Source organism: Kitasatospora sp. NPDC058115 (assembly GCF_042884635.1).
Classification (GTDB): domain Bacteria; phylum Actinomycetota; class Actinomycetes; order Streptomycetales; family Streptomycetaceae; genus Kitasatospora.
The window spans coordinates 21,816-45,791 of sequence record NZ_JBHVTL010000030.1 but is presented as its reverse complement, the minus strand read 5'-3'; the positions used below and the strand labels follow the sequence as shown (position 1 = coordinate 45,791).

At 75.4% G+C, this 23,976-nt stretch carries 23 protein-coding genes, 1 pseudogene and 1 CRISPR repeat array; of the genes and pseudogenes, 19 read left to right on the top strand and 5 right to left on the bottom strand.

The window, feature by feature from the left end; genetic code table 11:
* Positions 1-140: 140 nt before the first annotated feature.
* Genes ACFVVL_RS28505 through ACFVVL_RS28490 form a run of 4 tightly spaced genes read left to right on the top strand, consistent with a single transcriptional unit; the run spans position 141 to position 4,391 of the window.
* On the top strand, positions 141-1,232 hold the full coding sequence (locus ACFVVL_RS28505; protein ID WP_387680205.1) for an alpha-hydroxy acid oxidase: 1,092 nt from the start codon (positions 141-143) through the stop codon (positions 1,230-1,232).
* Between the two features lie 50 nt (positions 1,233-1,282).
* Entirely contained in the window at positions 1,283-2,056 is a 774-nt protein-coding gene (locus tag ACFVVL_RS28500; protein ID WP_387680202.1) for a methyltransferase domain-containing protein, read from the top strand.
* Positions 2,057-2,082: 26 nt separating this feature from the next.
* On the top strand, positions 2,083-3,024 hold the full coding sequence (locus tag ACFVVL_RS28495) for an alpha/beta hydrolase fold domain-containing protein (RefSeq protein ID WP_380290876.1): 942 nt from the start codon (positions 2,083-2,085) through the stop codon (positions 3,022-3,024).
* Positions 3,021-4,391 (top strand): PLP-dependent aminotransferase family protein, encoded by a 1,371-nt coding sequence (locus ACFVVL_RS28490; protein WP_387680199.1) that lies wholly within the window; start codon positions 3,021-3,023, stop codon positions 4,389-4,391. Before ACFVVL_RS28495 ends, ACFVVL_RS28490 begins: the two co-directional genes overlap by 4 nt.
* 85 nt (positions 4,392-4,476) lie before the next feature.
* Here the strand turns inward: ACFVVL_RS28490 and ACFVVL_RS28485 are convergent, their stop codons facing one another.
* From ACFVVL_RS28485 to ACFVVL_RS28465, 5 genes are all read right to left on the bottom strand, one after another.
* Positions 4,477-4,917 carry a hypothetical protein gene (locus ACFVVL_RS28485; RefSeq protein ID WP_387680196.1) on the bottom strand — a complete coding sequence of 147 codons (441 nt, stop codon included), beginning with the start codon at positions 4,915-4,917 and terminating at the stop codon, positions 4,477-4,479.
* Positions 4,918-5,123: 206 nt separating this feature from the next.
* A complete protein-coding gene (locus ACFVVL_RS28480) occupies positions 5,124-5,888 on the bottom strand; it encodes an ABC transporter permease (RefSeq protein ID WP_380293104.1) in 765 nt (254 codons plus the stop codon).
* A gap of 28 nt (positions 5,889-5,916) precedes the next feature.
* Positions 5,917-6,822, bottom strand: a complete 906-nt coding sequence (locus ACFVVL_RS28475) for an ATP-binding cassette domain-containing protein (protein WP_387680193.1) — start codon at positions 6,820-6,822, stop codon at positions 5,917-5,919.
* Positions 6,823-6,997: 175 nt separating this feature from the next.
* Positions 6,998-8,209 (bottom strand): glycosyltransferase, encoded by a 1,212-nt coding sequence (locus tag ACFVVL_RS28470; RefSeq protein WP_380293100.1) that lies wholly within the window; start codon positions 8,207-8,209, stop codon positions 6,998-7,000.
* Entirely contained in the window at positions 8,206-8,505 is a 300-nt protein-coding gene (locus tag ACFVVL_RS28465) for a hypothetical protein (RefSeq protein ID WP_380293098.1), read from the bottom strand. The genes ACFVVL_RS28470 and ACFVVL_RS28465 overlap by 4 nt, the downstream gene beginning before the upstream one ends.
* Positions 8,506-8,673: 168 nt before the next feature.
* Between ACFVVL_RS28465 and ACFVVL_RS28460 the strand changes: the two genes are divergently transcribed.
* The 15 genes and pseudogenes from ACFVVL_RS28460 to ACFVVL_RS28390 all read left to right on the top strand — a co-directional run bounded on the left by ACFVVL_RS28460 (position 8,674) and on the right by ACFVVL_RS28390 (position 23,954).
* Positions 8,674-9,606, top strand: coding sequence for a 3-oxoacyl-[acyl-carrier-protein] synthase III C-terminal domain-containing protein (locus ACFVVL_RS28460; protein ID WP_380293096.1), 933 nt, complete (start codon positions 8,674-8,676; stop codon positions 9,604-9,606).
* Between the two features lie 83 nt (positions 9,607-9,689).
* On the top strand, positions 9,690-9,980 hold the full coding sequence (locus ACFVVL_RS28455; protein ID WP_387680188.1) for an acyl carrier protein: 291 nt from the start codon (positions 9,690-9,692) through the stop codon (positions 9,978-9,980).
* 3 nt (positions 9,981-9,983) lie between these two features.
* Positions 9,984-10,796, top strand: a complete 813-nt coding sequence (locus tag ACFVVL_RS28450; protein WP_387680185.1) for a hypothetical protein — start codon at positions 9,984-9,986, stop codon at positions 10,794-10,796.
* A 38-nt stretch (positions 10,797-10,834) separates the two neighbouring features.
* Positions 10,835-11,509, top strand: a complete 675-nt coding sequence (locus ACFVVL_RS28445) for a 4'-phosphopantetheinyl transferase family protein (RefSeq protein WP_387680182.1) — start codon at positions 10,835-10,837, stop codon at positions 11,507-11,509.
* 118 nt (positions 11,510-11,627) lie between these two features.
* A complete protein-coding gene (locus ACFVVL_RS28440; RefSeq protein ID WP_387680179.1) occupies positions 11,628-13,337 on the top strand; it encodes a condensation domain-containing protein in 1,710 nt (569 codons plus the stop codon).
* A gap of 50 nt (positions 13,338-13,387) precedes the next feature.
* Positions 13,388-13,798, top strand: coding sequence for a hypothetical protein (locus tag ACFVVL_RS28435; RefSeq protein WP_387680176.1), 411 nt, complete (start codon positions 13,388-13,390; stop codon positions 13,796-13,798).
* Positions 13,799-13,872: 74 nt separating this feature from the next.
* Complete coding sequence (locus tag ACFVVL_RS28430; RefSeq protein ID WP_380293086.1) at positions 13,873-14,160, top strand: hypothetical protein; 288 nt, start codon at positions 13,873-13,875, stop codon at positions 14,158-14,160.
* A 136-nt stretch (positions 14,161-14,296) separates the two neighbouring features.
* A complete protein-coding gene (locus ACFVVL_RS28425; protein ID WP_387680172.1) occupies positions 14,297-15,220 on the top strand; it encodes a DMT family transporter in 924 nt (307 codons plus the stop codon).
* Positions 15,217-16,017, top strand: coding sequence for an SDR family NAD(P)-dependent oxidoreductase (locus ACFVVL_RS28420; RefSeq protein WP_387680169.1), 801 nt, complete (start codon positions 15,217-15,219; stop codon positions 16,015-16,017). Before ACFVVL_RS28425 ends, ACFVVL_RS28420 begins: the two co-directional genes overlap by 4 nt.
* Positions 16,014-16,433, top strand: a pseudogene (locus ACFVVL_RS28415) (polysaccharide deacetylase family protein); the annotation flags it as partial. The gene ACFVVL_RS28420 and the pseudogene ACFVVL_RS28415, both read left to right, overlap by 4 nt.
* A gap of 280 nt (positions 16,434-16,713) precedes the next feature.
* A CRISPR array of direct repeats spans positions 16,714-17,655; the repeat unit is 28 nt; unit sequence GGGCCATCCCCGCGCGTGCGGGGCCGAG.
* Positions 17,656-17,929: 274 nt separating this feature from the next.
* Positions 17,930-19,156 (top strand): sensor histidine kinase, encoded by a 1,227-nt coding sequence (locus tag ACFVVL_RS28410; RefSeq protein WP_387680167.1) that lies wholly within the window; start codon positions 17,930-17,932, stop codon positions 19,154-19,156.
* Positions 19,153-19,827 (top strand): response regulator, encoded by a 675-nt coding sequence (locus tag ACFVVL_RS28405; RefSeq protein ID WP_387680163.1) that lies wholly within the window; start codon positions 19,153-19,155, stop codon positions 19,825-19,827. The genes ACFVVL_RS28410 and ACFVVL_RS28405 overlap by 4 nt, the downstream gene beginning before the upstream one ends.
* 191 nt (positions 19,828-20,018) lie before the next feature.
* Positions 20,019-21,281: an alpha/beta hydrolase gene (locus tag ACFVVL_RS28400; protein ID WP_387680160.1), complete on the top strand. Its 1,263-nt coding sequence runs from the start codon at positions 20,019-20,021 to the stop codon at positions 21,279-21,281.
* 254 nt (positions 21,282-21,535) lie between these two features.
* Positions 21,536-22,702, top strand: coding sequence for a serine hydrolase domain-containing protein (locus ACFVVL_RS28395; protein ID WP_387680157.1), 1,167 nt, complete (start codon positions 21,536-21,538; stop codon positions 22,700-22,702).
* Positions 22,703-22,784: 82 nt separating this feature from the next.
* A complete protein-coding gene (locus tag ACFVVL_RS28390; RefSeq protein WP_387680154.1) occupies positions 22,785-23,954 on the top strand; it encodes a serine hydrolase domain-containing protein in 1,170 nt (389 codons plus the stop codon).
* The last annotated feature ends 22 nt before the right edge of the window (positions 23,955-23,976 follow it).

The following is a 23,976-nucleotide window of genomic DNA, read 5'->3' as shown; positions in this document are numbered from 1 at the left end:
TCAACAAGCAATACGTCCAATTCCGTTGCCAGACCATTGCACAGACGATTGGTCAAATCAAGGTCTATACCAATGTGGTGCAGACCTCCTACGCTGCCGACCCGTGGACCGGTCCGAAGGCGGCCGGTCCGGGAACGAGGATGCCCGTGGCACCAATCGCACTGGCCGGGATCGAGCACGCGGCGCGCGATCAACTCCCCCCGGAAATCTGGGACTTCATCGAGGGCGGCAGCGGTGCGGAACGCACCGCCGAGGCCAACCGGGAAATGTTCGGACGCTATGCGTTCCGCCCGCGCACCCTCGTCGACGTCTCCGTCTGCGCACCGGCCGTCGATCTGCTCGGCGCCACGCTCCAACTGCCGGTCGGAATTGCCCCGATGGCCTACCACCGGCTGGTCCATCCGGACGGCGAAACGGCGACCGCCCGGGCGGCCGGAAAGGCAGGCGCCCTGCTGGTCGCCGGAATCTTCGCCAGCCGCACCCTGGAGGAGATCGCCGCCGCCGCGACCGGACCGCTCTGGCTCCAGCTCTACTGGCTGCGCCGGCGCGACGTCCTCGCCGGCCTGGTGGAACGCGCCGAGGCGGCCGGCTTCGGCGCCCTGCTGCTCACCGTCGACGCGCCCCGCATCGGCCGCCGGCTGCGCGACCTGCGCAACGGCTTCGCCGTCCCCCCGGAGGTCCGCGCGGTCAACCTCGACCCCGCCGTGATGGCCGCCAGCCACCGCTCCGGCCGGGGCAGTTCGGGCATCGCCGAGCACGCCCGCGAACAGTTCGACCCCACCCTGAGCTGGGCCGACCTCGCCTGGCTGCGCGAACGCAGCTCGCTGCCGCTGGTCCTCAAGGGCGTGCTGACCGCCGAGGACGCCCGGCGCGCCGCCGACCACGGCGTCGACGCGGTCGTCGTCTCCAACCACGGCGGCCGCCAACTCGACGGCGCCCTGCCCGCGCTGGCCGCCCTGCCCGAGGTCGTCGACGCCCTGCCGCCGCACCTCCCGGCCCTGCTCGACGGCGGCGTGCGCGGCGGCGCGGACATCGCCGTCGCCCTCGCCCTCGGCGCCCGCGCCGTCCTGGTCGGCCGCCCCGCCCTCTGGGGCCTGGCCACCGGCGGCGAGGCCGGCGTCACCCGCGTCCTCGACCTGCTGCGCGACGAACTGGAGCACACCATGGCCCTGTTGGGCCGCCCCACGATCGCCGACCTGGACCGCACCACCCTCGCGCCCTGGCCGCTCTGAGCGCGTCGCGCGCGAACCACCCCCGACGGAACGACCGGAAGACCGACATCATGAACAGACAGGACGCCTTCCCCGGCTGGGACTGGGACGACCCCGACGGCCTCGCCGAACAGCTCGACCGGTTCAGCGCCGACGTCGCCACCTGCCGGAAGCTCGAACCCGCCGCCGGCGGACTCCCCTACGACCACGGCGACTTCACCGACCTCGGCGTCACCGGCCTGGAGTTCGCCGCCTTCCGCACCGCCCACCCGGCGGGCCTCGGCACCGACCTCACCGCCCTGCGCAGCCCCGACACCACCACCGAACCCGGCACCCTCTACCGGGTCGACGGCGACCGCTGGTTCACCCAGCTCGACATCTCCGAACCGCTGCCCTTCGCCGACGCCAGCGTCGACTGGGTCTACGCCGAGCACCTCATCGAGCACGTCACCATGCCCGTCGCGGTCGGCTGGCTGCGCGAGGCCCGGCGGGTGCTGCGCCCCGGCGGCGTCCTGCGGATCACCACCCCCGACCTCGCCCGCTACCTGGTCGGCTACGCCACCGGCGACGGCTTCCTGACCAAGCACCGCCGGCGCCTGACCACGATGGGCTTCGGCCCGCCGATGCCGCAGCGCCCGGCCTTCCTGGTCAACCAGATCTTCCGGCACTACGGCCACCAGTGGATCTACGACCTCGACGAGCTGCGGCACGTCCTCACCCTGGCCGGCTTCGAGGAGGGGCGGATCCGCCGCTGCGCCTACCGCGAGGGCGCCCGCGCCGACGTCGCCGACCTCGACACCGCCTTCCGCACCGACGAGACCGTCTACGTCGAGGCCGACCGCTGACCCCCTCCCCTCCCGAGGAACCCCCGATGCCCCTGCACCCCCAGGCCCAGGCGCTGCGCGACCGCCGCGCGAGCGCCGGCACCGCCCCGCTCTACAGCCTCACCGTCGCCGAGGCCCGCGCCGCCGACCTCGCCGACATCCGCGCCGCCGCGGGCACCCCCGAGCCGGTCGCCGCCGTCGAGGAGCACCGCCTGCCCGGCCCCGGCGGCGAGCTCACGCTGCGCCTCTACCGCCCCGCGCCGCCCGCCGACGGCCGCCCGCTGCCCGTCCTGCTCTACCTGTTCGGCGGCGGCTGGACCCTCGGCTCGCCGGACACCAGCGACGCCGTCTGCCGGGCGCTGACCAACGCGGTCGGCTGCGCCACCGCCGCCGTCGGCTACCGCCTCGCCCCGGAGCACCCGTTCCCCGCCGCCGTCCAGGACTGCGCGGCCGCCGCCCGCTGGCTCGCGGCGCACGCGGAGGGACTCGGCCTGGACGCCGGGCGCCTCGCCGTCGCGGGCGACAGCGCGGGCGGCAACCTCGCCACCGTGCTCACCCTGCTCGCCCGCGACGAGGGCGGCCCGGCCCTGCGCCACCAGCTGCTCGTCTACCCCAACACCGACGCCCGCGCCGACACCCCCTCGCTGCGCGAGCACGACGACCCGGCGCTGTTCAACCGCCGCTCGGTCGCCTGGTACTGGAGCCACTACCTGGCCGACCCGGCCGACGGCGCCCACCCGCACGCCTCGCCGCTGCGCGCCCCGGACCTCGCCGGCCTGCCGCCCGCCACCGTCATCACCGCCGAGTACGACCCGCTGCGCGACGAGGGCGAGCAGTACGCCGAGGCGCTGCGGGCGGCGGGCGTGCCGGTGGAGCTGCGCCGCTGGGAGGGCATGCCGCACGGGTTCTTCGCGATGACCGGCACCCTGGACGGCGCCGCCGAGGCGCAGGCCTACGCCGCCGCCCGGCTGCGCGAGGCCCTCGGATGAGCGCCCCCGCCGCCGTGCGGGCCCGGTCCGCCGGGCCGGAGTCGCCCGCGGGGGCCGTCACGCTCCCGCTCGCCGAGCTGCACGCCTCCCTCTCGGACCCGCTGCTGGACGCGATGACCTTCCTCAACGAGGTCACCACCCGCTACCCGCAGGCGGTCTCCTTCGCCCCCGGCCGCCCCTACGAGGGCTTCTTCGAGCCCGAGGACGTCCCGGTCTACCTGGACGCCTACCTCGACCACCTGGCCGCGACCGGCCTGGACCGCGACGCGATCCGCACCACCCTGTTCCAGTACGGGCCGACCAAGGGCGTCATCAACGACCTGGTCGCCCGCACCCTGGCCCACGACGAGGGCCTCACCGTGGCCCCCGAGGCGCTGGTGCTGACCGTCGGTGCCCAGGAGGGCATGCTGCTGGCGCTGCGGGCGCTCTGCGCCGGCCCGGACGACGTGCTGCTGGTCAGCTCGCCCTGCTACGTCGGCGTCACCGGCGCCGCCCGGCTCCTCGACCTGACCACCGTGCCCGTCCCCGAGGGCCCGGACGGCGGGCCGGATCCGGCGGCGGTGCGCGCCGCCGCCCGCGAGGTCCGCGCCGCCGGCCGGCGCCCGCGGGCGCTCTACGTGGTGCCGGACTTCGCCAACCCCTCCGGCACCTCGATGCCGGTCCCGGCCCGCACCCGGCTGCTGGCGACCGCCGCCGAGGAGGACCTGCTGGTCATCGAGGACAACCCGTACGGCTTCTTCGCCCGGGAGGGCGGCGAGCGGCCCACCCTCAAGGCGCTGGACCGCCTCCGCCGGGTGGTCTACCTCGGCTCCTTCGCCAAGACCTGCTTCCCCGGCGCCCGGCTCGGCTACGTGGTCGCCGACCAGGAGGTGACCGGCCCCGGCGGCCGGCGCAGCCTGCTCGCGGACGAGCTGGCCAGGCTGAAGAGCATGACGACGGTCAACACCCCGGCCCTCAGCCAGGCCGTGATCGGCGGGATGCTGCTGACCCACGACTGCCGGCTGCGGGCCGCCAACGCCCCCGCCACGGCCCACTACGCGGCCGCCATGGGGGTCCTGCTGGCGGAGCTGGAGCGGTGCTTCCCGGCGGACGAGCGGGCGCGCCTGGGCCTGTCCTGGAACGTGCCGGAGGGCGGCTTCTTCGCGGTGCTCACGGTGGCCTTCGCGGCCGACGACGCGGCGATGGAGCGCTGCGCGCGGGAGGCCGGTGTGCTCTGGACGCCGATGGCGCCGTTCTACCCGGCCGGCGGCGGGGAGCACCGGCTGCGGCTGTCCATCAGCTCCCTGACGCCGGAGCGGATCGTGGCCGGTGTCGCCCGGCTGGCGGACTTCGTGCGCGCCGAGACCGCCCGGGCGGCGGCGGGGTAGTCCGCGGGCCCGCGAACGCCACGACGGCGGTGCCCCCCTTCTCCGGGGGCACCGCCGTCGCGGCGTTGCGGGGGGCCGTCCGGGATCAGCGCCGGTCCGCCCCGGGGGCCCCGACGGGCGGCTTGGCGGCGATCGCCTTGGTGGGCGGCTTGGCCGGGACCGCCTTGGCCACCGGCTTCGCGGCGACGGCCTTGGCGGGCGGCTTGGCCGCGACGGCCTTGACCGGGGGCTTGGCGGCCACCGCCTTGGCCGGGGGCTTGGCCGCGACGGCCTTGGCCACCGGCTTCGCGGCGACGGCCTTGACCGGGGGCTTGGCCTCGATGGCCTTGACCGGGGGCTTGGCGGCGATGGCGGCCGCCGGCCGGGCCTCGGCGGCCTTGATGGGCGGCTTGGCGGCGGCCGGGGTGGCCGCGAGCAGGCCCATCGCGGGCAGTGCGGCGATCGCCCCGCCCGCGATGGCCAGGCGGGTGGCCCGGCGCCGTGCGGGCCGGCCGGTGGCCGGGGTGTTCTCGGACCGGGGGCTCATGCGGGTTCCTTTCGACGAAGGGACGATCGGTCGATCCGACGATAGGGCTGCCGCCCGTGCCGGGACAACCAACCGGAGCCCGCCGTGGCGGCGGTGACGGACCGGCAGCGGAGCGGACCCCCGCCCCGCCGGGCCCGCCACCCCGCCGGGCCGCCCGGGCCCGGCGCACCCGGCCCCTGTTCGAGCCGGACCCGGCACGGCCGGGTTCAGCGCACCCGGGTCGAGAACAGCCGGGCCGACCAGAACACCGCCGCCACCGTCATCAGCGCGACCACCAGCAGCCCCTGCCAGACCACGTTGTCCCCGACATGGCCCGAGAACAGCGAGCGCATGCCCTCCACGGCCCAGTAGAAGGGGTTCCACTTGGCCATCGTCTGGAGCCACATCGGCGCCAGCGCCAGCGGCAGCAGCGTGCCCGAGAGCAGCGCGATCGGCTGGGCGACGGTGTTCACCACCGGAGCCATCGCCTCGTCGGCGGGCAGCACCAGGGCGATCCCGTAGGAGATCGTCGAGGTCATCAGCGCCAGCAGTCCCATCAGCAGGAAGGCCAGCACCAGGTCCACCGGACCGACCCGCAGGCCGAACGGCAGCGCGATGAGGGTGATGATCACCGCCTGGACGAGCAGCGCCACCGTCTCGCGCAGCGCCCGGCCGAGCAGCAGGGCGAGCCGGCTGACCGGGGTGACCCGGGCCCGCTCGATGATCCCGGCCCGCAGCTCGCCGAGCAGGCTGAAGCCGGTGTACAGGCCGCCGAAGATGCACAGCACCGCCAACAGGCCCGGCACGTAGATCTGGTAGGCCTCGGCGTAGGTCTTCGCCCCCATCGGCTCCAGCACCCGCTTGAGCAGCGGCGCGAAGAGCAGCAGGTAGAAGATCGGCTGGATCACCCCGACGGCGATCCAGATCGGTGTCCGCCACATCAGCAGCAACTGGCGCTGGAAGACCAGCCAGGTGTCGCGGGCGAGCTTCATGGGCCCCTCCTCGGGGATCCGGAGGCGGTCAGGACTGCTCGATGGAGCGGCCGGTGCGGGCCAGGAACACGTCGTCCAGGCTCGGCCGTTGCAGCTGCACGGTGCCGGTGACGACCCCGGCCCCGTCCAGGGCGCGCAGCAGGTGCGGGACGGCGGCGGCGCCGTCGTCCAGGTAGAGCCGCACACCGTCCTCGCCGTTCAGCTCCAGCCGGTGCAGCACCGGCAGGCCGGGCTGCTCGCGCAGCGCCTTGGCGGCCCGTTCGGCCTCGCCGCCGCCGAGGCCGATGAGCACGACGTCGCCGGATATCTCGCGCTTGAGCGTCTCCGGGGTGCCCTCGGCGACGATGCCGCCGTGGTCGACGATGGAGACGCGGTCGCAGAGCGCGTCGGCCTCGTCGAGGTAGTGGGTGGTGACGACGACGGTCATGCCCTCGTCGCGCAGCCGCCGGATCTCGGTCCAGACGTGGCCGCGGCTGGCCGGGTCGAGGCCGACCGTGGGCTCGTCGAGGAACAGCACCTTCGGCGAGTGGATCACGCCGAGCGCGATGTCGACCCGGCGGCGCTGGCCGCCGGAGTAGGTGCGGCACGGCCGGTCGCCGAACTCGTCGAGCTCGAAGGCCTTGAGCGCGGCCGCGGCGCGGCTCAGCGCCTCGGCCTTGCTCCTGCCGTGCATCCGCGCCTGCATCACGAGTTCCTCGCGGGCGGTGACGGCGTCGGTGGTGCCGCCGCCCTGGGCGACGTAACCGATCCGGTGGCGCACCTCGGCGGGGTCGGCGAACAGGTCGGCGCCGGCGATCCGGGCCTCGCCGCCGTCGGGGCGGATCAGGGTCGCGAGCATCCGCAGGGTGGTCGTCTTGCCGGCGCCGTTGGGGCCGAGGAAGCCGTGGATCTCACCCGCTTCGACGTCCAGGTCGATGCCTCGGACGGCGTCCACGGGGGGCTGGCCGCGTTTCTTGGAAGGGTAGGACTTTCTCAGCCCCTTGGTCTCGATCAACCAGAACTCCCGTGCGGGGATGGGTTGCCGGGGCGCCGGGAAGGCGGCGCGCGGGGCACCTGGGAAGCGGTGCTGCGGGCCACCCTAGAGTCTGCGGCGCCCCGGAAACAATGGCCTAGACCATTGGATTGGTCCGACGCGCACCGGCCGCGACCAGTGCCTCCACCCGGTCGGCGGCCGCCACGGCCCCGCCGCCCGCCAGCAGTTCGGACCCGACCCGGGCCGCCGCCGCGCGGTAGCCGGGATCCTCCAGCACGCCGCGCAGCGCCGCGCCGAGGTGATCGGGCGTCACCCGGGCGAAGGGGACCCGCACTCCGGCCCCGGCCGCCGCCACCTGCGCGGCCACGAACGGCTGGTCGTGCCGGATCGGCGCCGTCACCAGCGGAATCCCGTGCACCAGCGCCTCGCCGACGGTGTTCATCCCGCCGTGGCACAGCACCGCGTCCAGCACGCCGCGCCGCATCAGCTCCAGCACCGGCGCCCGGTCCACCGCCACCGCGCCGTCCGGCAGCGCGGGCAGCAGATCGCCCGGCGCCGCGAACACCGCCTGGACGTCCGGCCCGCACAGCTCCAGCGCCCGCGCCGCCCGGGCCAGGAAGTCCGCGCCCAGCTCGCCGGAGAGCGTGCCCATGGTGACCAGCACCCGCCGGCGCCCCGGCAGCAGCCGCTCCCAGGGGAAGGCCGGATCGGCCGGCCGGTCCGCCAGCACCGGCCCCACCAGGGCGTACTGGGCCGGCAGCGCCTCGGCGCCGGTCGGCTCCGCCCCGGTCAGCGCCGGGCCGGTGAGCGCGGGCCCGGTGAAGGCCAGCACCAGCGCGGGGGAGAAGCGCGGGTCGGTGTACTCCTCCTCGGGCAGCCCGGCCCGCCGCCACAGACCCCGGAGCAGGCCGGTCATCCACTCCTCCACCAGCGGCAGCGCGCGCAGCGGCCGCCCCAGCTCCATCGCGCCCGGCGCCAGGGTGCCCCAGGGCAGCCGGTGCCGGTGCGCCACCAGCGCCCCGGCCGGGGTGTGCTGGTCCACCAGCAGCGCGTCCGGGCGGTACTCGCCGACCGCCGCGTCCAGCGCCTTCACGGTGAACCGCGCGTAGGGAACGATGAAGCCCTCCCACAGCGAGCGGACGGCGGCCAGCCCGTGCCCGCCCTGCGCCCGGAACGCCCGGGTGCCGGTGCCGAACACCGTCGCGTCGGGCCCGAGCAGCGGGCGCAGCGCCGACTCGGTGCCGCTCCAGGCCACCTCGTGTCCGCGCGCGACCAGCTCCCGGGCCAGGCCCACGGTCGGATTGACGTGCCCGGTCAGCGGCGGCACCACCAGCAGGAAGCGGCTCACCGGGCGTCCTCCGCGGGCAGCAGCCGCTCGACGTCGGCGACGGTCAGCGCCTCCAGCCCGGCCAGGTCGAGCCCCGCCCGCAGCGCGCCGAGGTCCACCGACGGGCCGAAGTCCCGGCGCAGGCCCGCGTGCAGCGCCGCGAGCTCGGTCTCGTCGAGCAGCAGGTCCCCGTCCAGCCGGGCCTGCGGGGTCACCCGCGCGGCCCAGCCGGGTGGTGCCTGCGCGACATCGGCCAGCAGGGACACCAGCGCCGGGCGGACCGGCGGCACGGCGACGGAAGGTTCACGATCGGTCATCAGGGACTCCACCGGCTCGACGAAGCGGGGGCGGGGGACGGCGGCACGGGACGTGCGCGATCCGTGGCGGGGATGTGCGGCGGCGGTGGGGCGGTCGTGCGGGCTGGTGGGCCGCAACCGCCCGAGATCACTTGTGCGGAGCCGCCGGGCGTGGGAATACTAGCCCGCGTGACCGCACTGGAGGCAGTGGCCGTTCACCTCCCCCACCACACCGTGCCCATTGAGGCAGTGGGCGAGCGCATCGGCCTGACCCCACGTCAACTTCGACTCTTCCGCCGCTTCCACGGCCTGGACCAGCTGCGACTGGACCCGGACGGGAAGCTGCCCGACCTGCTCGGCGCCGCCGTCGACGCCCTTCCGGAGCTGCGCGGACGCGAACGGCACGTCCGTTTCGTGATCCACGCGCGCAGCATGCCGGTGGCGGTGCCCTATCCGCTCAACCCCCTGCACGACCTGCTCCACCGCTACGGCCTCGGCCACGCCCAGGCCTTCACCGTCACCCACCACGCCTGTGCCGTCGGCCTGTTGGCCGTCGACCTGGCCGGCCGCCTGCTCGCCGGAGAACCCGACCGGGAGGCGCTGGCCCTGGTGATCGCCGGGGAGAAGACCTTCACCAAGGACGCCCAGGTGGTGCCCGAGACCGGCATCTTCGCCGAGGGCGCGGCCGCCTGCCTGGTCAGCGCCGGGGGCGAACGCGACCGCGTGCTGTCCTACGTGGTGCGCCAGCGCCCCGAGTTCGACGGCCGGCTGGCCGAGGACCCGGAGCTGCTCGCCCGCTACCAGCGCGAGTATCCGGCGGTGATGGTCGAGGCGATCGAGGCCGCCCTCGACCAGGCCGGTCTGGACCTCTCCGACCTCGCGCTGCTGCTCCCGCACAACGTCAACCAGGCCTCCTGGCGGATGATCGCCCGCCGGATCGGCTTCCCGATCGGGAAGGTGGTGCTGGACAACGTGCCCGCGGTCGGGCACAGTTTCGCTGCGGACAGCCTGATCAACCTGCACACCGCCACCACGCGGGGGCTGCTCGGCCGCGGCGAGCGCTACCTCATCGCCGCCGCAGGCATCGGAGCGACCTTCTCCGCCATGGTCGTCGAGCACTGACGCACCGTCAGTCGCTCCACCGGGCGCCGGTTCCCCGGCCGCCCCGCCCCCACTCCACCACGCACGACGGGACGGTCCCACCCATGTCCGACCAAGTGGTCCAGACCACCGACACCGAGCTGCGCGACCGGATCCTCCACAGCCTCGGCGAACTGCTGCCGCGCGTCCTCAAGCGCGACCTCCCCGAGATCCCCGAGAACGCCTGCCTCTTCGACGACCTCGGCCTCACCTCGGCGGGCACCATCGAACTGATCCTGGAGGTCGAGGAGGCGCTCGACATCCAGGTCGACGTCGAGCAGATCACCGAGGACGACCTGCGCTCGGTCACCAAGCTGGCCGACTACGTCGCCTCGCACGTCATCGCCGAGGACTGACCGGTGCCCGCCGCACCGGGTCTCCTCCGGGTGCTGACGCGGTACGCCGACGGCCGCTCCGAACTCTCCCTCGACCCCGACCTGCGGGTCTTCGTCTCCGACCTGGTCCGCCCCTACGGCCTGCCGCTGCGCGAGGACCTGCTGGCCGAGGGCGTCGGACACGCCTACGAGGAACTGGCCGCCGGGCTGCTCGCCGAGGCGCTCGGCCCGGACGAACCGGCCGACGTGCTCGTCCAGGCCTTCGACTCGCCCGACATCCGGCCCGGCGCCCCCACCTCGCTCGCGCTCAGCCGCGCCTGCGCCGGCACCCCCACCGCGCTCGCCCTCTGCGACCAGGGCACCGCCGGTGCGTTCGCCGCGCTGCGCGCCGCCACCGCGTACCAGCGCACCGGCGTCGCCCGGCGCGCGGTCGTCGTCCTCGCCGAGCAGACCGCCCTGCACTACGAGCCGGCCGCGCCCGTCACCCTGCCCGAACGGCACTGTGCGGTCGTCCTGGTCTGCGAGACGGCGCCGGGCGAGGAACTGACTGTCCACCAGGACGGCGGGGCCGACGCCGGCACCGCCGCCGAGGAGGTGCGCCGGCAGGCGAAGGCGCTGGGGGAGGGGACCGCCGTGCTGCTCTCCGCCGCCCTGGAGGTGCCCGGACTGGACGCCGTGCGCACCCCCGCGGGCCAGCCGTTCACCGGGCTGTGGTCCGCGCTCGCCGAGCGGCTGCCGCACTGGCGGGCCGAGCGGCGGCCGGTGCTGCTCGCCGACCTCGACCCGCGGCTCGGCGTGCTCTCCACCCTGGCCCTGCGCGCCGGCCCGCGCCCTTGACCCCCGGCGCCGCCGGTCCCGGGGGCGGCGCCGACCCCGTGGACGTCTGGCTGATCCCCACCGACCAGCCCGAGCCGGTGGTCCGCGCCCTGCGCGAGCTGCTCGACCCGGCCGAACGCGCCCGGGCCGACGGGCCGGACCCGCACGCCGGGCGGCGGTTCACCGTCGCGCACGGCGCGCTCCGCCTGCTCGCCGGGGCCCGGCTCGGCCGCGACCCCGCGCGTCTCGTCCGGCGGCGCGGGCCGCACGGCAAACCCGCGATCGACGGCCTCGCCGTCAACCTGTCCGCCTCCGGCGCGCTCGCGGCCGTCGCCCTCGCCGAGGAGCGGGCCGTCGGCGTCGACGTCGAGGAGGTCCGCGACGCCCGCTCGGCCGTCCGGCTGGCCCGGCGCTACTTCCCCGCGGCCGAGGCGGCCCTGGTGGCGGCCGACCCCGCGCCCGCCGACCTCTTCACCACGCTGTGGTGCCGCCGCGAGGCCTGCGTCAAGGCGTACGGCGGCCGGCTCGTGCAGGGCTTCGGCCTGCCGCTGGCCGGCCCCGCGCCGGTGCTGCTCGCCGACCCCGGCGCGCTCGGACCCGGCCCGTGCCGGATCGACGACGTGCCCGCGCCCGGCCCGTTCCGCGCCGCCCTCGCCGTCGTCGGCGCCCGCCCGGTCCTGGTCCGTCCGCACACCTGGACGGCGGCCGGTGTCCCTGGCATGTCAGGTAGTTGACGAAGCGTCAAGTCCATTGCGGCATCCCAGATTTCTGGTCTGGACCAGTTGATCGGCGCGCTGATAGCGTCCGACCGCATCCCCGCCGAGACCAGCCGAGCCGAAGGGCCCGTACGACGTGACGGACGACGTGGAAGAGACCAGCGGGCGGATCACGGTCCGGTACGGCGGCGTGAGCGGCGGATCGGGACCGCTCACCCTCGGCCAGGACAACATGATCCGCTGCATCCGGCGCGACCGGCCCGAACAGATCAACCAGGCCTCGGCCTGGCCGGTCCCCGACGGCACCACCCTGACCGCCGCCCTCGACGCGCTGCGCGCCCTGGTCGAGCGCCACGAGTCGGTGCGCACCGGATTCCCGCCCGGCTCCGCCGCCGACGCCTTCCCCGACCGGCAGGAGGTCGCCGCCGAGGGTGCGTTCACCGTGGCCGTGGTCCCCGCCGGCGGCCGGACGGACGCCGAACTCGACGCGCTGGCCGACGAGTTGGGTGGAGCCGACGTCCTCAGGCCGTTCGACCTCGCGGCGGTCCCGCGGCTGCGCTTCGCCCTCGTCGCCGACGGCGAGCTGGTGCGCCGGCTGGTCGTGACGGTCTGCCACGCGGGCGCCGACGGCGCGGCCGTCACCCTGCTCATCCGCGACTGGCTCGACCTCGCCGCCGGCAAGGAGCTGCCGCCCGTCGCCTCCCGCACGCCGCTCCAGGTGGCCGGGCAGGAACAGAGCACCCAGGGCCGGCGCAAGAGCGCCGCCGCGCTCAAGCACTGGGAGTCGATCCTCGCCACCGGCCCGTCGGCGGTCTTCGCCACCGACGGCATCACCGGCCCGCCCGGCCCGCTCACCACCGTGCTGCTGCGCTCGCGCACCGCCGCCGCCGACCTCGAAGCGGCCTGCCGCCGCACCGCCGCCAGCCCGTCGGTCGTCCTGCTCGCCGTCTTCGCCGCCCTCACCGCGCACCGCGCCGACCGCACCGACCTGGTGATCTCGGCCCTGTCCGCCAACCGCCAGCGCGCCGCCCTCGCCGACCACATCGGCACCCTCGCCCAGGACGCGCTGATCGCCCTCGACACCGCCGCCGACGACCTCGACGCGCTCATCGGGCGGACCAAGTCCGCCTCCTTCAGCGGCTACTGGCACAGCACCCTGAACGCCGACAAGGTCTGGCGGCTGCTCGGGGACATCGCCGAGCGGCGCGGTGCCCGCTTCGCCCGCCAGGTCGTCGTCAACGACCTCAGCCTCTCCATCCCGGAGACGCTCTCCGACGCCCGCCCCGCGCCCGCCGCCGACCCCGAGCTGCAGACCCTGCCCGACCAGCCGCTGCCGGTCCGGCTGATGATGAACATCCTGCGCACCACCGGGAGCCTGGAGTTCGTTCTGCTCGCCTGCCCCCAGGTGCTCACCCGGGAGGACACCGAGCGCTTCGCCCGTGCCGTGCCCGCCGTCCTCGCGGCCGCCGCCGACCGGCCCGTCCCGCTCACCGAGCTGGCGGAGCTCAGCGGCGTGCGCCCCGCCACCAGGGCGGGGGAGTGGCACCGCGTCGGCGCCGACTGGATCGACCTCGGCGCCGTCCGCGCCCTGCTCGCCGACGCCCTCGGCCCGGCCGCGGCGGCCGTCGACCTGACCCGCACCGAGGACGGCCTCGCCGCCCGCATCGCCACCGACGACCCGGACCTCACCCCCGCCGCCGTCCACCGGGCCGTGCTCGCCGCCCTGCCGGGCCACGAGACCGCGATGGCCCCGCACCACTACACCCTCCACCCGCGCCCGGACTCCCTGCCGCCCGTCTGGTCCGCCCTCCCCGTCCTCGACGAGGGCAGCGGCCGGGCCGGCTGACGGCCCCCGGAGGTACCCTCGGCGCAGAACGGGCGGAGGGGGAGGGGACCATGCACGTCCGCGCAGTGGTGACGGCGACGGTCCTGGCCGAGCTGGCCGGAGCGGTGCTGGCAGGCCTGCTCCTCTCGCTGCTGTGGCTGCTGCCGGGCGACTGGACGACGGGACCCGCCTGGACGGGCCTGCCGGTCATGGCCGCCGTCGCGCCCCCGCTCGACCACTTCGGCAGGCGTCCGCCGCACCGCCTCCGCGGCGTGCTCGCCGGACTGCTGACGCTCGCCGTGACGGGCATCGCCCTCCTGACGGTCACGGACCTCTGGTTCGGGTGGGACGGGAGCCTCGGCGGAGCGCTCGCCCTGGGGACCGCCCTCCCCGTGGCGGCCGGGGTCTTCGCCGCGGTGTCGGGCCCTCCGGCCGGGCGCCGGGCCGCCGCAGCGGCCCGCTCCGGCGGTGACGGGGCGTGACCGGGGTTGCCGGGGGCGTGCACGAGCGGAAGCCTGGAGGGTAGGGGGCGTTCCCGAGTGCGGGGTGATCGACCATGGCCAAGTTCACGCCGAAGTACCAGGACGAGGGGCACCAGCTCGAATTCTGGGACGTCGAGTTCACCGAGGAGGAGTGGGCCGAGTTCCGCCGGGGCCCGCATGCCTTCCTGAAGCGCATCACCGAGGCCCAGGGACAGGAGGTCAACCGCCTCCTCGTCGACGCCCAGCTGCTGGAGGTCGCACCCGACGGCGGCATCTGCCACGGGCACATCACCAGGTTCCACATCACGTCCGGACCGGAGCGCTCGACCACCGGCTACAGCTGCTCGGGCCTCTGGGAGTAGCGCCTCCGGGAGCAGCACCCGGCTCCCCGCTCCGTCGGCACGGAGCCGGCCGGTCTTCCGCTGCGGCCCGCCCACGCCCGGCGGACACTGGGGGTGACCCCCGCTCCCCGGGGGCGCCCCCGATGCCGGGAGGGCCATGCTGCTCGGACTCACCACCGCCCTGGTCGCCACCGTCTGCTTCGGCTTCGGCTCGGTGTTCCAGGCGGGCGGCGCGCGCGAGGCCCCGCGCGCCGACCGGGTGCGGGTCGGCCTGCTGGCCGGGCTGCTCCGCTCCTGGCGCTTCCTGCTCGGCACCGGCCTGGACATCGCCGGCTTCGCCCTGAGCATCGTCGCCCTGCGCACCCTGCCCCTCTTCCTGGTCCAGGCCGTCACCAACGCCAGCCTCGCCGTCACCGCGCTCGCCGCCGCCCGCCTGCTCGGCGCCCGGCTGCACCGCGCCGACCTGCTCGGCATCGCCGCCGTGGTGGTCGGGCTCACCCTGCTGGCGGTCGGCTCCGGCGAGGCCGGCCACGACCACGCGCCGCCCGCGTTCCATTGGGCGCTGCTGGCCACGACCGTGCTGATGCTGCTGCTCACCCTGCTCCTGGCCCGCCGCCACGACACCGCGTCGGCCGTCGGCCTCGGCCTGCTGGCGGGCGTCGGCTTCGGCGTCACCAGCCTCGCCGTCCGGGTCTTCGACCTCTCCGGCCCGCTCGACGTGTTCACCGATCCGGCGGCGTACGGGCTGGCCCTCGGCGGCCTCGGCGGATACCTCGCCTACGCGCTCGCCCTGCAGCGCGGCACGGTGACGGCCGCGACCGCCGCCGGCACCGTCTCGGAGACCTTCGGCCCGGCCCTGGTCGGGGTCGCCGTGCTCGGCGACGCCGCCCGCCCCGGTTACGCCTGGTGCGCGCTGGCCGGCTTCGCGGTGGCGGTCGGCGGCACCTTCGTGCTCTCCCGCTTCGGCGAGGTCGAGGCGGAGCTGGGCCCCACCCCGGTCGCCCGGACGGCACCGTCGTGCGAAGGTGACTTGCCGGACAAATCGGACGGCGAGATGCGCACAGAGCGGCAGGTGCCATGACCACGGACGACGACCATCCGCCCTCCCGCCGGGTCCGGCGGCACCCCGCCGCCGACCCGCCGGTCGCCCTGCTGACCGGCGCCTCCTCCGGCATCGGCGCGGCCACCGCCGACCGGCTCGCCGCCGCCCGCTGGCGACTGCTGCTCTCCGGCACCGACCAGACCCGGCTGGACGCGGTCGCCGTCCGCACCGGCGGCCGACCGCTGCCCGCCGACCTCGCCAAACCCGACGGCGCCCAGCGCCTCGTCGAAGCCGCCCACGCCGCCGCCGGACGGGTCGACGCGCTCGTCGCCAGCGCCGGCATCGGCTGGCGCGGCCCCTTCGCGCGGACTCCCGCCGACACCCTGGACCGGATGCTGGAGGTCAACCTCGCCGCCCCGTTGCGGCTCACCCGCCTGCTCCTGCCCGGCATGCTGGAACGCGGCCGGGGCCGGATCGTCCTGCTCGGCTCGATGGCGGGCCAGGTCGGCGTCCGCGACGAGGCCGTCTACGCGGCCACCAAGGCCGGGCTCACGATGTTCGCCGAGAGCCTCTGGTACGAGCTGCGCGGCACCGGCGTCGGCGTGCGGCTGATCCTGCCGGGCGCCGTCGAGACCCCCTTCTTCGCCACGCGAGGCACCGACTACCAGCGCGAACGTCCCCGCCCCGTCTCCCCGGAAGCCGTCGCCGACATCGTCCACGACGCGCTCACCACCTCCCGTGACCGGGTCTTCGTGCCGCACTGGCTCGACTACCCGGCCCGCCTCCACGGCGCCGCCCCCGGCCTGTTCCGCCGGATGGCGTCCCGCTTCGGGTGAGAGCCGGTGTGCTCCTCGGCGGCGCCGCCGCCGTGGAGCTGCTGCACCTCGCCCCGGCCGCCGTCCGCCTGCCCCCCGTCCGCCGCCACCTCGCCCGCCGCACCGTCGGCCACGGCGCCCCGGGCCACGTCGCCCTCACCTTCGACGACGGCCCCGACCCGCGCGGCACCCCCCCGATCCTGGACGCCCTGGACGCCCTCGGCATCCACGCGACCTTCTTCCTGCTCGGCGACATGCTCGAACGCGCCCCGGACCTCGGCCACGAGCTGGTCGCCCGCGGCCACGAGGTCGCCGTCCACGGCTGGCACCACCGCCGCCAGTACCGCCCGGCCCCGGCCCGCGACCTCCGCGAACTGCGCCGCACCACCGAAGCCGTCACCGCCCTGGGCGGCACCCGCCCCCTCTGGTACCGCCCCCCGTACGGCGTCCTCACCGCCGGCCTCGCCCTGGCCGCCCACCACCTCGGCCTGCGGCCCGTCCTGTGGACCACCTGGGGCCGCGACTGGGAACCCGGCGCCACCGGCCCCACCGTCTACGCCACCGCCCGCCCGGCCCTGACCGGCGGCGCCACCCTCCTCCTCCACGACTCCGACTGCACCTCCGCCCCCGACTCCTGGCGCGCCACCCTCGCCGCCCTCCCCCTGATAGCCGCCCACTGCCACCGCCGAGGCCTCACCCTCGGCCCCCTCCGCGACCACGCCATCCCCGCACACGCGAGGCCAACCCGTCGTCCCAACCACCCGGACCGGCGAACAGGGGGCCATCCCCGCGCGTGCGGGGCCGAGATCGCCAGGATCGCCAACGTCGAGACGTAGTGCGGGCCATCCCCGCGCATGCGGGGCTGAGCAGAAGTCCGAACTGGCCTGACTGGCAGGGTCGGGGCCATCCCCGCGCGTGCGGGGCCGAGTGTGGGTGCAGTATGGCTAACCAGCTCAAGGTGGGGCCATCCCCGCGCGTGCGGGGCCGAGTGCTCGCTCACCCTCCGTGGTGCCGACCGCCCGGGGCCATCCCCGCGCGTGCGGGGCCGAGGTGGGCGCCCCTGACAAGCCGTCTTCTCCACGAGGGCCATCCCCGCGCGTGCTGGGCCGAGAGCTGCCAGCCGCCCCACTGCGGCTCGATGTGCGGGCCATCCCCGCGCGTGCGGGGCCGAGCCCGCGCTTGCCGCCGCCTCCGCGAAGCGGTCGGGGCCATCCCCGCGCGTGCGGGGCCGAGAATGTGCCGGTGTTCCCGGGGATGGAGGTCGCGGGGCCATCCCCGCGTGTGCGGGGCCGAGGCCATCTGGCGGCGCCACATCCGCCGGCTGAAGGGCCATCCCCGCGCGTGCGGGGCCGAGTGCGATTTGCGGACCGGGGCGATCGCGGAGGAGGGGCCATCCCCGCGCTTGCGGGGCCGAGCATCGCGGGCTCCTCCCTCAGAACCGGAACGGGGGGCCATCCCCGCGCGTGCGGGGCCGAGCGGACCATGCCGCTGAAGGTGTTCAGCTTCTGGGGGCCATCCCCGCGCGTGCGGGGCCGAGTGAAGCTCAGGCTCCAGTCCCTCCACCGTGACGGGGCCATCCCCGCGCGTGCGGGGCCGAGAGCAGCGGGCGATTGACCGCCTGGAGCTCCTTCGGGCCATCCCCGCGCGTGCGGGGCCGAGACTTGCTGAGCTGCGATGTTATCGGGCGGAGGTGGCCCGGCGCATCGGTTCGGGATGGCGGGCCGGTGGTGGTCCCGTCCGGGTGCGCCCGGGGCGACTCATACCTGAGAGCCAGGCCGTGGACGGCTCCGCAGCGGGAGGTGCGCCGGTGGGTGGGCTCCGTAGCGTGGTGACCGAATGCACCCAGGCCGGGGGAGGCGCCGCCCCCGGCCGCAGCCGTCAGGTGGACGAAGTGGACAATACTGACCGTATGGACAGGACCGGGAGGCGATCGGTGCGCGGGGCACTGCACACCGTGCGGAAGGACCTGTTCACCCTGGCCCCGCAGCCGATGCCGCCCATGGGCGGGCCGGGGCTGCTGCGGTGGCTGCCGCACGGCGCGGTCGTCGCGGTGGCGGCCTTCGCCGCCGTCTCCGCCACCGAGGACATCCCGCTGCGGCCCCTCGGGGTGCTCCACGCCGCGCTCCTGGTCCCGGCGCTGCGCCGGCCGCTGCCGGCCTGGTGGCTGTCGCTGCTGATGCTGCCGGTGTTCTCCCTCTACCCGCCATTCGCGCCGTACACGGGGTGGGCGTGGGCCGTGCAGGCCGGGTTGTCGTTCCTGGTCGCGCTGCGCAACCCGCCCCGCGTGACCGCCGAGACGACGGCGCTCAACACCGCACTGCTGCTGGGCGTGCAGCTGGCGGGCGGGCGGCTCGGGCCCTGGTACTTCACGGTGATCGTGCTGGTGCTGTTCGCCGTCGTGGCGGCCGCCTCGGGCGGGGTGCGCCGGACGCGGGAGGTCCGCGCCCGGCTGATGGAGCAGGAGCGGGCCCTCGCGCAGGAGCGGGCGCACCGCACCGTCCTGGAGGAACGCGCCCGCATCGCACGCGAGTTGCACGACGTGGTCGCCCACCACATGTCCGTCATCTCCATCCAGGCCGAGGCCGCCCCGTACCGGGTCGCGGACCCGCCCCGGGAGCTGGTCGCGGCGCTGGCCGACATCCGCGCGGGCGCCCTGGAAGGGCTCACCGAGCTGCGCCGCCTCCTCGGCGTGCTGCGCTCGGAGGACCCGCTCGGCGGGCGTGCTCCCGAGGCTCCGCAGCCCACCCTGGAGCGGCTCGACGACCTGCTCGCCGGGGTGCGCGCGGCCGGGCTCGACGTGCGGGCGGTGGTCTCCGGGACGCGCCGCCCGCTGCCCGAGGGCGTGGAACTGTCGGCCTACCGCATCGTGCAGGAGGCGCTCAGCAACACGCTGCGCCACGCCCCGGGCGCCGCCGCCCGGGTGGCGCTGACGTACACCGGCACCACCCTTGAGCTGCGGATCCGCAACGGCCCCGGCACCGCTCCCGCCGATCCCTCGCCGGGAGCCGGGCACGGCCTGCTGGGCATGCGCGAACGCGCCGCGATGCTCGGCGGGGAGTTCTCCGCCGGTTCCACCCCCGACGGTGGCTACGAGGTCACCGCACTGCTGCCGGTGCCCACCGCGCCGGCCGTCCGGACAGACAGGGAACAGACCGCATGACGATCCGAGTGATGATCGCCGACGACCAGGCGATGATCCGCGAGGCCTTCTCGGTGCTCCTCGGCGCCCAGCCCGGCATCGAGGTGGTCGCGACCGCCGTGGACGGCCTGGACGCGGTGGCCAAGGCGGAGGAGCTGCGCCCCGACGTGATCGTGATGGACATCCGGATGCCCGGACTGAACGGCATCGAGGCCACCCGCCGGATCACCGAACAGACGGGCCTGTCGACCAGGATCCTCGTCCTGACCACCTTCGACCTCGACGAGTACGTGTACGAGGCACTGCGGGCCGGCGCCGGCGGGTTCCTCCTGAAGGACGCCTCCGGGGTCCAACTGGCCGAGGCGGTACGCGTCGTGGCCGCCGGGGACGCGCTGCTGTCGCCGGGGCTCACCAAGCGGCTCATCGCGGAGTTCGCCCGGCTGGGCGGCTCGGCCAAGCCGTCCGCCCAGGTGCGGATCGACGTCCTCACCAACCGCGAGACCGAGGTGCTCACGCTGGTCGCCCGGGGACTGTCCAACGCGGAGATCGCCGCCGAACTCGTGGTCGCCGAGCAGACCGTCAAGACGCACATGGGCAGCATCCTGCAGAAGCTCCAGCTGCGGGACCGCACCCAGGCCGCCGTCCTCGCCTACGAGACGGGACTGGTCGTGCCCGGCCGCACCGGTCTGTGATCCTGCGGCGGCGTGTCGGCCCGGCGGCGCGGGCCCGGGGGTCCCGCGCCGACCACCCCCTACCTCAGAGCTGCTCCGGAGGACGGCTCCGTGGTGTGAGGCCCGCGAGGGTGCCGGATTCCTAACGTTCTCGGACGAGCCGGTCCTCACGGCTCCCGACACGTTCCGCGCACCATCGCAGGAGTACTGCCATGACCACACCCCGAAACTCCGCCGCGTCGCCCGCCGGTCCGGCGTCGCCCGCCGCTCCGGCAGGTCCGGCCCGTTCGGCGGGTCCCGCCCGTCCGGGCCGGCTCGTCCGGATCCTGCGGGCCGCCTCCGCCGTCCTGGCGTCGTTCCTCGCGTTCCTGGCCGTCGCGATCGTGCTCGGCGCGTACGTCCCCGCGATACCCAAGGCGGGCATCATCGGACCGGTCCTGGGCGGGCAGTACCCGTTCCACATGGCGCTGTTCGCCCTCGTCGCCGCCGGCTTCGCCGCGCTGGCCCGGCGGGCCGGCCTGGTGCGCTGGGGGCGCGTGGTCATCGTGGTCTCCTCGCTGTGCACCGTGGGCGCGCTGGTCATCGGCGGCATCCAGTTCCAGGCCGCCCGGGAGGCCGGCGTCGACGTCTCGCTGGGCCAGGTGTTCACCGAACTCGGCTACCCCGCGGTGAAGCCGGACGCGACCGAGACCTTCGCCAGTCCCGAGGGCGAGCCCCTCCAGGTGGACGCGTACCTGCCCGCGAAGGACCCGGGCAGGCGGACCCCGGCCGTCGTGCTCGCCCACGCCGGCGGCTTCCACACCTTCGACAAGAGCGACCTGCGCGGCACCGGCCACTGGCTCGCCGACCACGGCGTCGCCGTCTTCGCCGTCGACTACCGCCTGGCCGGTCCCGACCGCCCCACCTGGGACAAGGCCCCGCAGGACCTCCTCTCCGCCATGAGCTGGGTGCAGCGCAACGCCGACGCGTACGGCGTCGACACCGCGCGGATCTCGCTCGGCGGCATGTCGGCGGGCGGCACCCTGGCGATGAACACCGCCTACCGCCTCCACAACGGCACCATCAAGGCCCTCGACGGCGCCACCCCCGCACCCCCGGCCTCCGTGATCGGCTTCTACCCCGGCACCGACGTCGCGCAGATGTGGGAGGAGGACGTGGCCGGGACCCGCGAGGCGGCGGAGATGTACACCGGCGGTACCCCGCAGCAGTACCCGGACCGCTACCGCGAGGTGTCCCCGACGTCCGACGTCCGCCCCGGCCTGCCCCGCACTCTGCTCGTCGTCGGGGACCGCGACCGCAGCGCCCGCCCCGAGACCGTCACCGCACTCGGTGACGCGCTGAGGGAGCAGGGCGTCGACGTCGAGATGAAGCAACTGCCCTTCGCCGACCACGCGTTCGACGACGTGTACGGCAGCCTCACCTCCCAGACGAGCCGGCAGATCCTGCTCGACTTCCTGCGCGCCGACGGGCGCTGACCCCGGGCTCCCGCCGCCGTGGTCAGGACCTCCGGGGGCCGGCTCCTCGACGGAACCGGCCCCCGGGCCCTGCGCGGCCGGCCGGGGGTGCCCGCCCCAGGGCCCCGGGAGTACGGTCCCGTGCCCGGCCCCGACCCGGAGCACGTTCCCGGGTGCGGTTTCGTCCCCTGCGCGGACGGATTGACGGGTTGTCGGATGGTCCTCTTGGAGGGCGCCGAGAAGAGCTCCGGCGCCCTCCCCAGAAGGGCTTTCCCGTGAACGAGCACGCACCGCAGCACCACCTCCCGAACCGCCTCCGCGGTGGCCGGCGCGGGGCGTTGGCGGCCGTGACCGCGGTGGCCGCCGCCGCCGTGGTGGCCGGCGTCCTTGCACCTTCCGCCGCCTCCGCCGCCCCCCGGCCGGACGCCGTGCAGCAGCGCCTCGACGCGCTGGTCCAGAAGGACGGGGTGCCCGCGGCCCTCGCCACCGTCAAGGGCCGCGACGGCCGCACCCGCACCTACACCGCCGGCGTCGGCAACACGGCCACCAGGGCCAAGGTGCCGGTGGACGGACAGGTGCGGATCGGCAGCAACACCAAGGCGTTCACCGCCGTGGTGATCCTGCAGCTGGTCGCCGAGGGCAAGGTCGGCCTGGACGCGAGCGTGGACACCTACCTGCCCGGCCTGGTGCGCGGCGAGGGAATCGACGGCCGGACCATCACGGTCCGTCAGCTGCTCCAGCACACCAGCGGCCTGCCCGAGTACGTGGACACCGGGGCCGTGCTCAACGCCCCCGGGCGCTACTACGAGCCGCGCGAACTCCTCGACGCCGCACTGGCCCAGAAGGCCCACTTCGCGCCCGGCGCCAAGTGGGAGTACAACAACACCAACTACCTGCTGGCGGGCCTGATCATCCAGAAGATCACCGGCCGCCCGGTCGGCGAGGAGATCACCAAGCGCGTCATCGACCGGATAGGCCTGCGCCACACCTACTTCCCCGCCCCCGGGGACACGACGATCCACGAGGCCCACCCCAACGGCTACCAGCGCACGGCGGACGGGTCGCTGCGCGACTACACGGAGCTCGACCCGTCCTGGGGCTGGGCGGCCGGTGCGGCCGTCTCGACCAACACGGACGTCACCCGGTTCTACGGCGCGCTGCTCGGCGGCCGGCTGCTGCCCGCGGCCCAGCTCGCCCAGATGCGCACCACCGTTCCCGCTGAGGAGCTCGGCGCGGGAGTCCGCTACGGACTCGGCCTGGTGAGCCGCCCGCTCTCCTGCGGCGGCGTCGCCTGGGGCCACGGCGGGGCGATCCCGGGCTACGAGACCGCCGGCGGCACCACCGAAGACGGCCGCGCCGTGAACATCACCGTCACCACGATCCCGGACGCCGACACCACGAAGCACGTGGACCAGGCGGTGGACGAGGCGCTCTGCCGCTGACCCCCGGCCGGGCGGCGTCGGCCACCCGGCCGCGCCGCCCCGCACCCCTTCCCCCCTTCGCTTCCCAGCAGTGGAGCCTCCGATGAACGAACCCGCCCCGCAGCGCAGGGCACACCGCATCCGCCTCGCGCGGCACGCCCTGACGGCCACGGCCACCGCAGGGCTCGCCCTGACCGCCTTCGCCCCGGCCCCGTCCCCGGCCTTCGCCGCCCCGCGCCCGGACGTCGTGCAGCAGCGCCTCGACGCACTGGTGCACGAGGACGGCATGCCGGCCGCCCTCGCCACCGTCAAGGGCCGCGACGGCCGCAGCCGGACCTACACCGCCGGAATCGGCGACCTCGCCACCGGGTCCCGGGTCCCGGTCGACGGACAGATCCGGGCCGGCAGCAACACCAAGGCCTTCGTCGCCGTCGTCGTCCTGCAACTGGTCGCCGAGGGCAAGGTCGGCCTGGACGCGAGCGTGGACACCTACCTGCCGGGTCTGGTGCGCGGCGAGGGAATCGACGGCCGGAACATCACGGTCCGTCAGCTGCTCCAGCACACCAGCGGCCTGCCCGAGTACATGAACGCACCCGCGCTGGCCGACTTCACCACCATCCAGTACCGCTACTTCGAGCCGCGCGAACTCCTCGACGGCGCACTGGCCCAGAAGGCCCACTTCGCGCCCGGCACCCAGTGGGAGTACAACAACACCAACTACCTGCTGGCGGGCCTGATCATCCAGAAGGTCACCGGCCGCCCCTTCGGAGAGGAGGTCACCAAGCGCGTCATCAACCGGGCCGGCCTGCGCCACACCTACGTCCCGGCGCCCGGGGACACCGTCCTCCACGAGCCCCACCCGCACGGCTACCACCGCGCCGCCCCGGACGCGCCGCTCGTCGACTACACCGACATGGACGCCTCGATGGCCTGGGCCGCGGGGGCGGTCGTGTCCACCAACACCGACCTCAACACCTTCTACGGCGCGCTGCTCGGCGGCCGTCTGCTGCCCGCCGCCCAGCTCGCCGAGATGCGCACCACCGTCCCGGCCGAGTTCCTGGGCCCCGGGGTCCGCTACGGCCTCGGCATCCAGAGCAGGCCGCTGACCTGCGGCGGCCTCGCCTGGGGCCACGGCGGCACCTCCCCGGGCTACCGGACCAGGGGAGGCGTCACGGAGGACGGCCGCGCCGTGAACATCACCCTCACCACCGTCCCGGACGAACCCACCGCCACCCGTCTGACCGACGCGGTCGACGCAGCCCTCTGCCGCTGACACCCCCGGGGCTGCGGGAAGC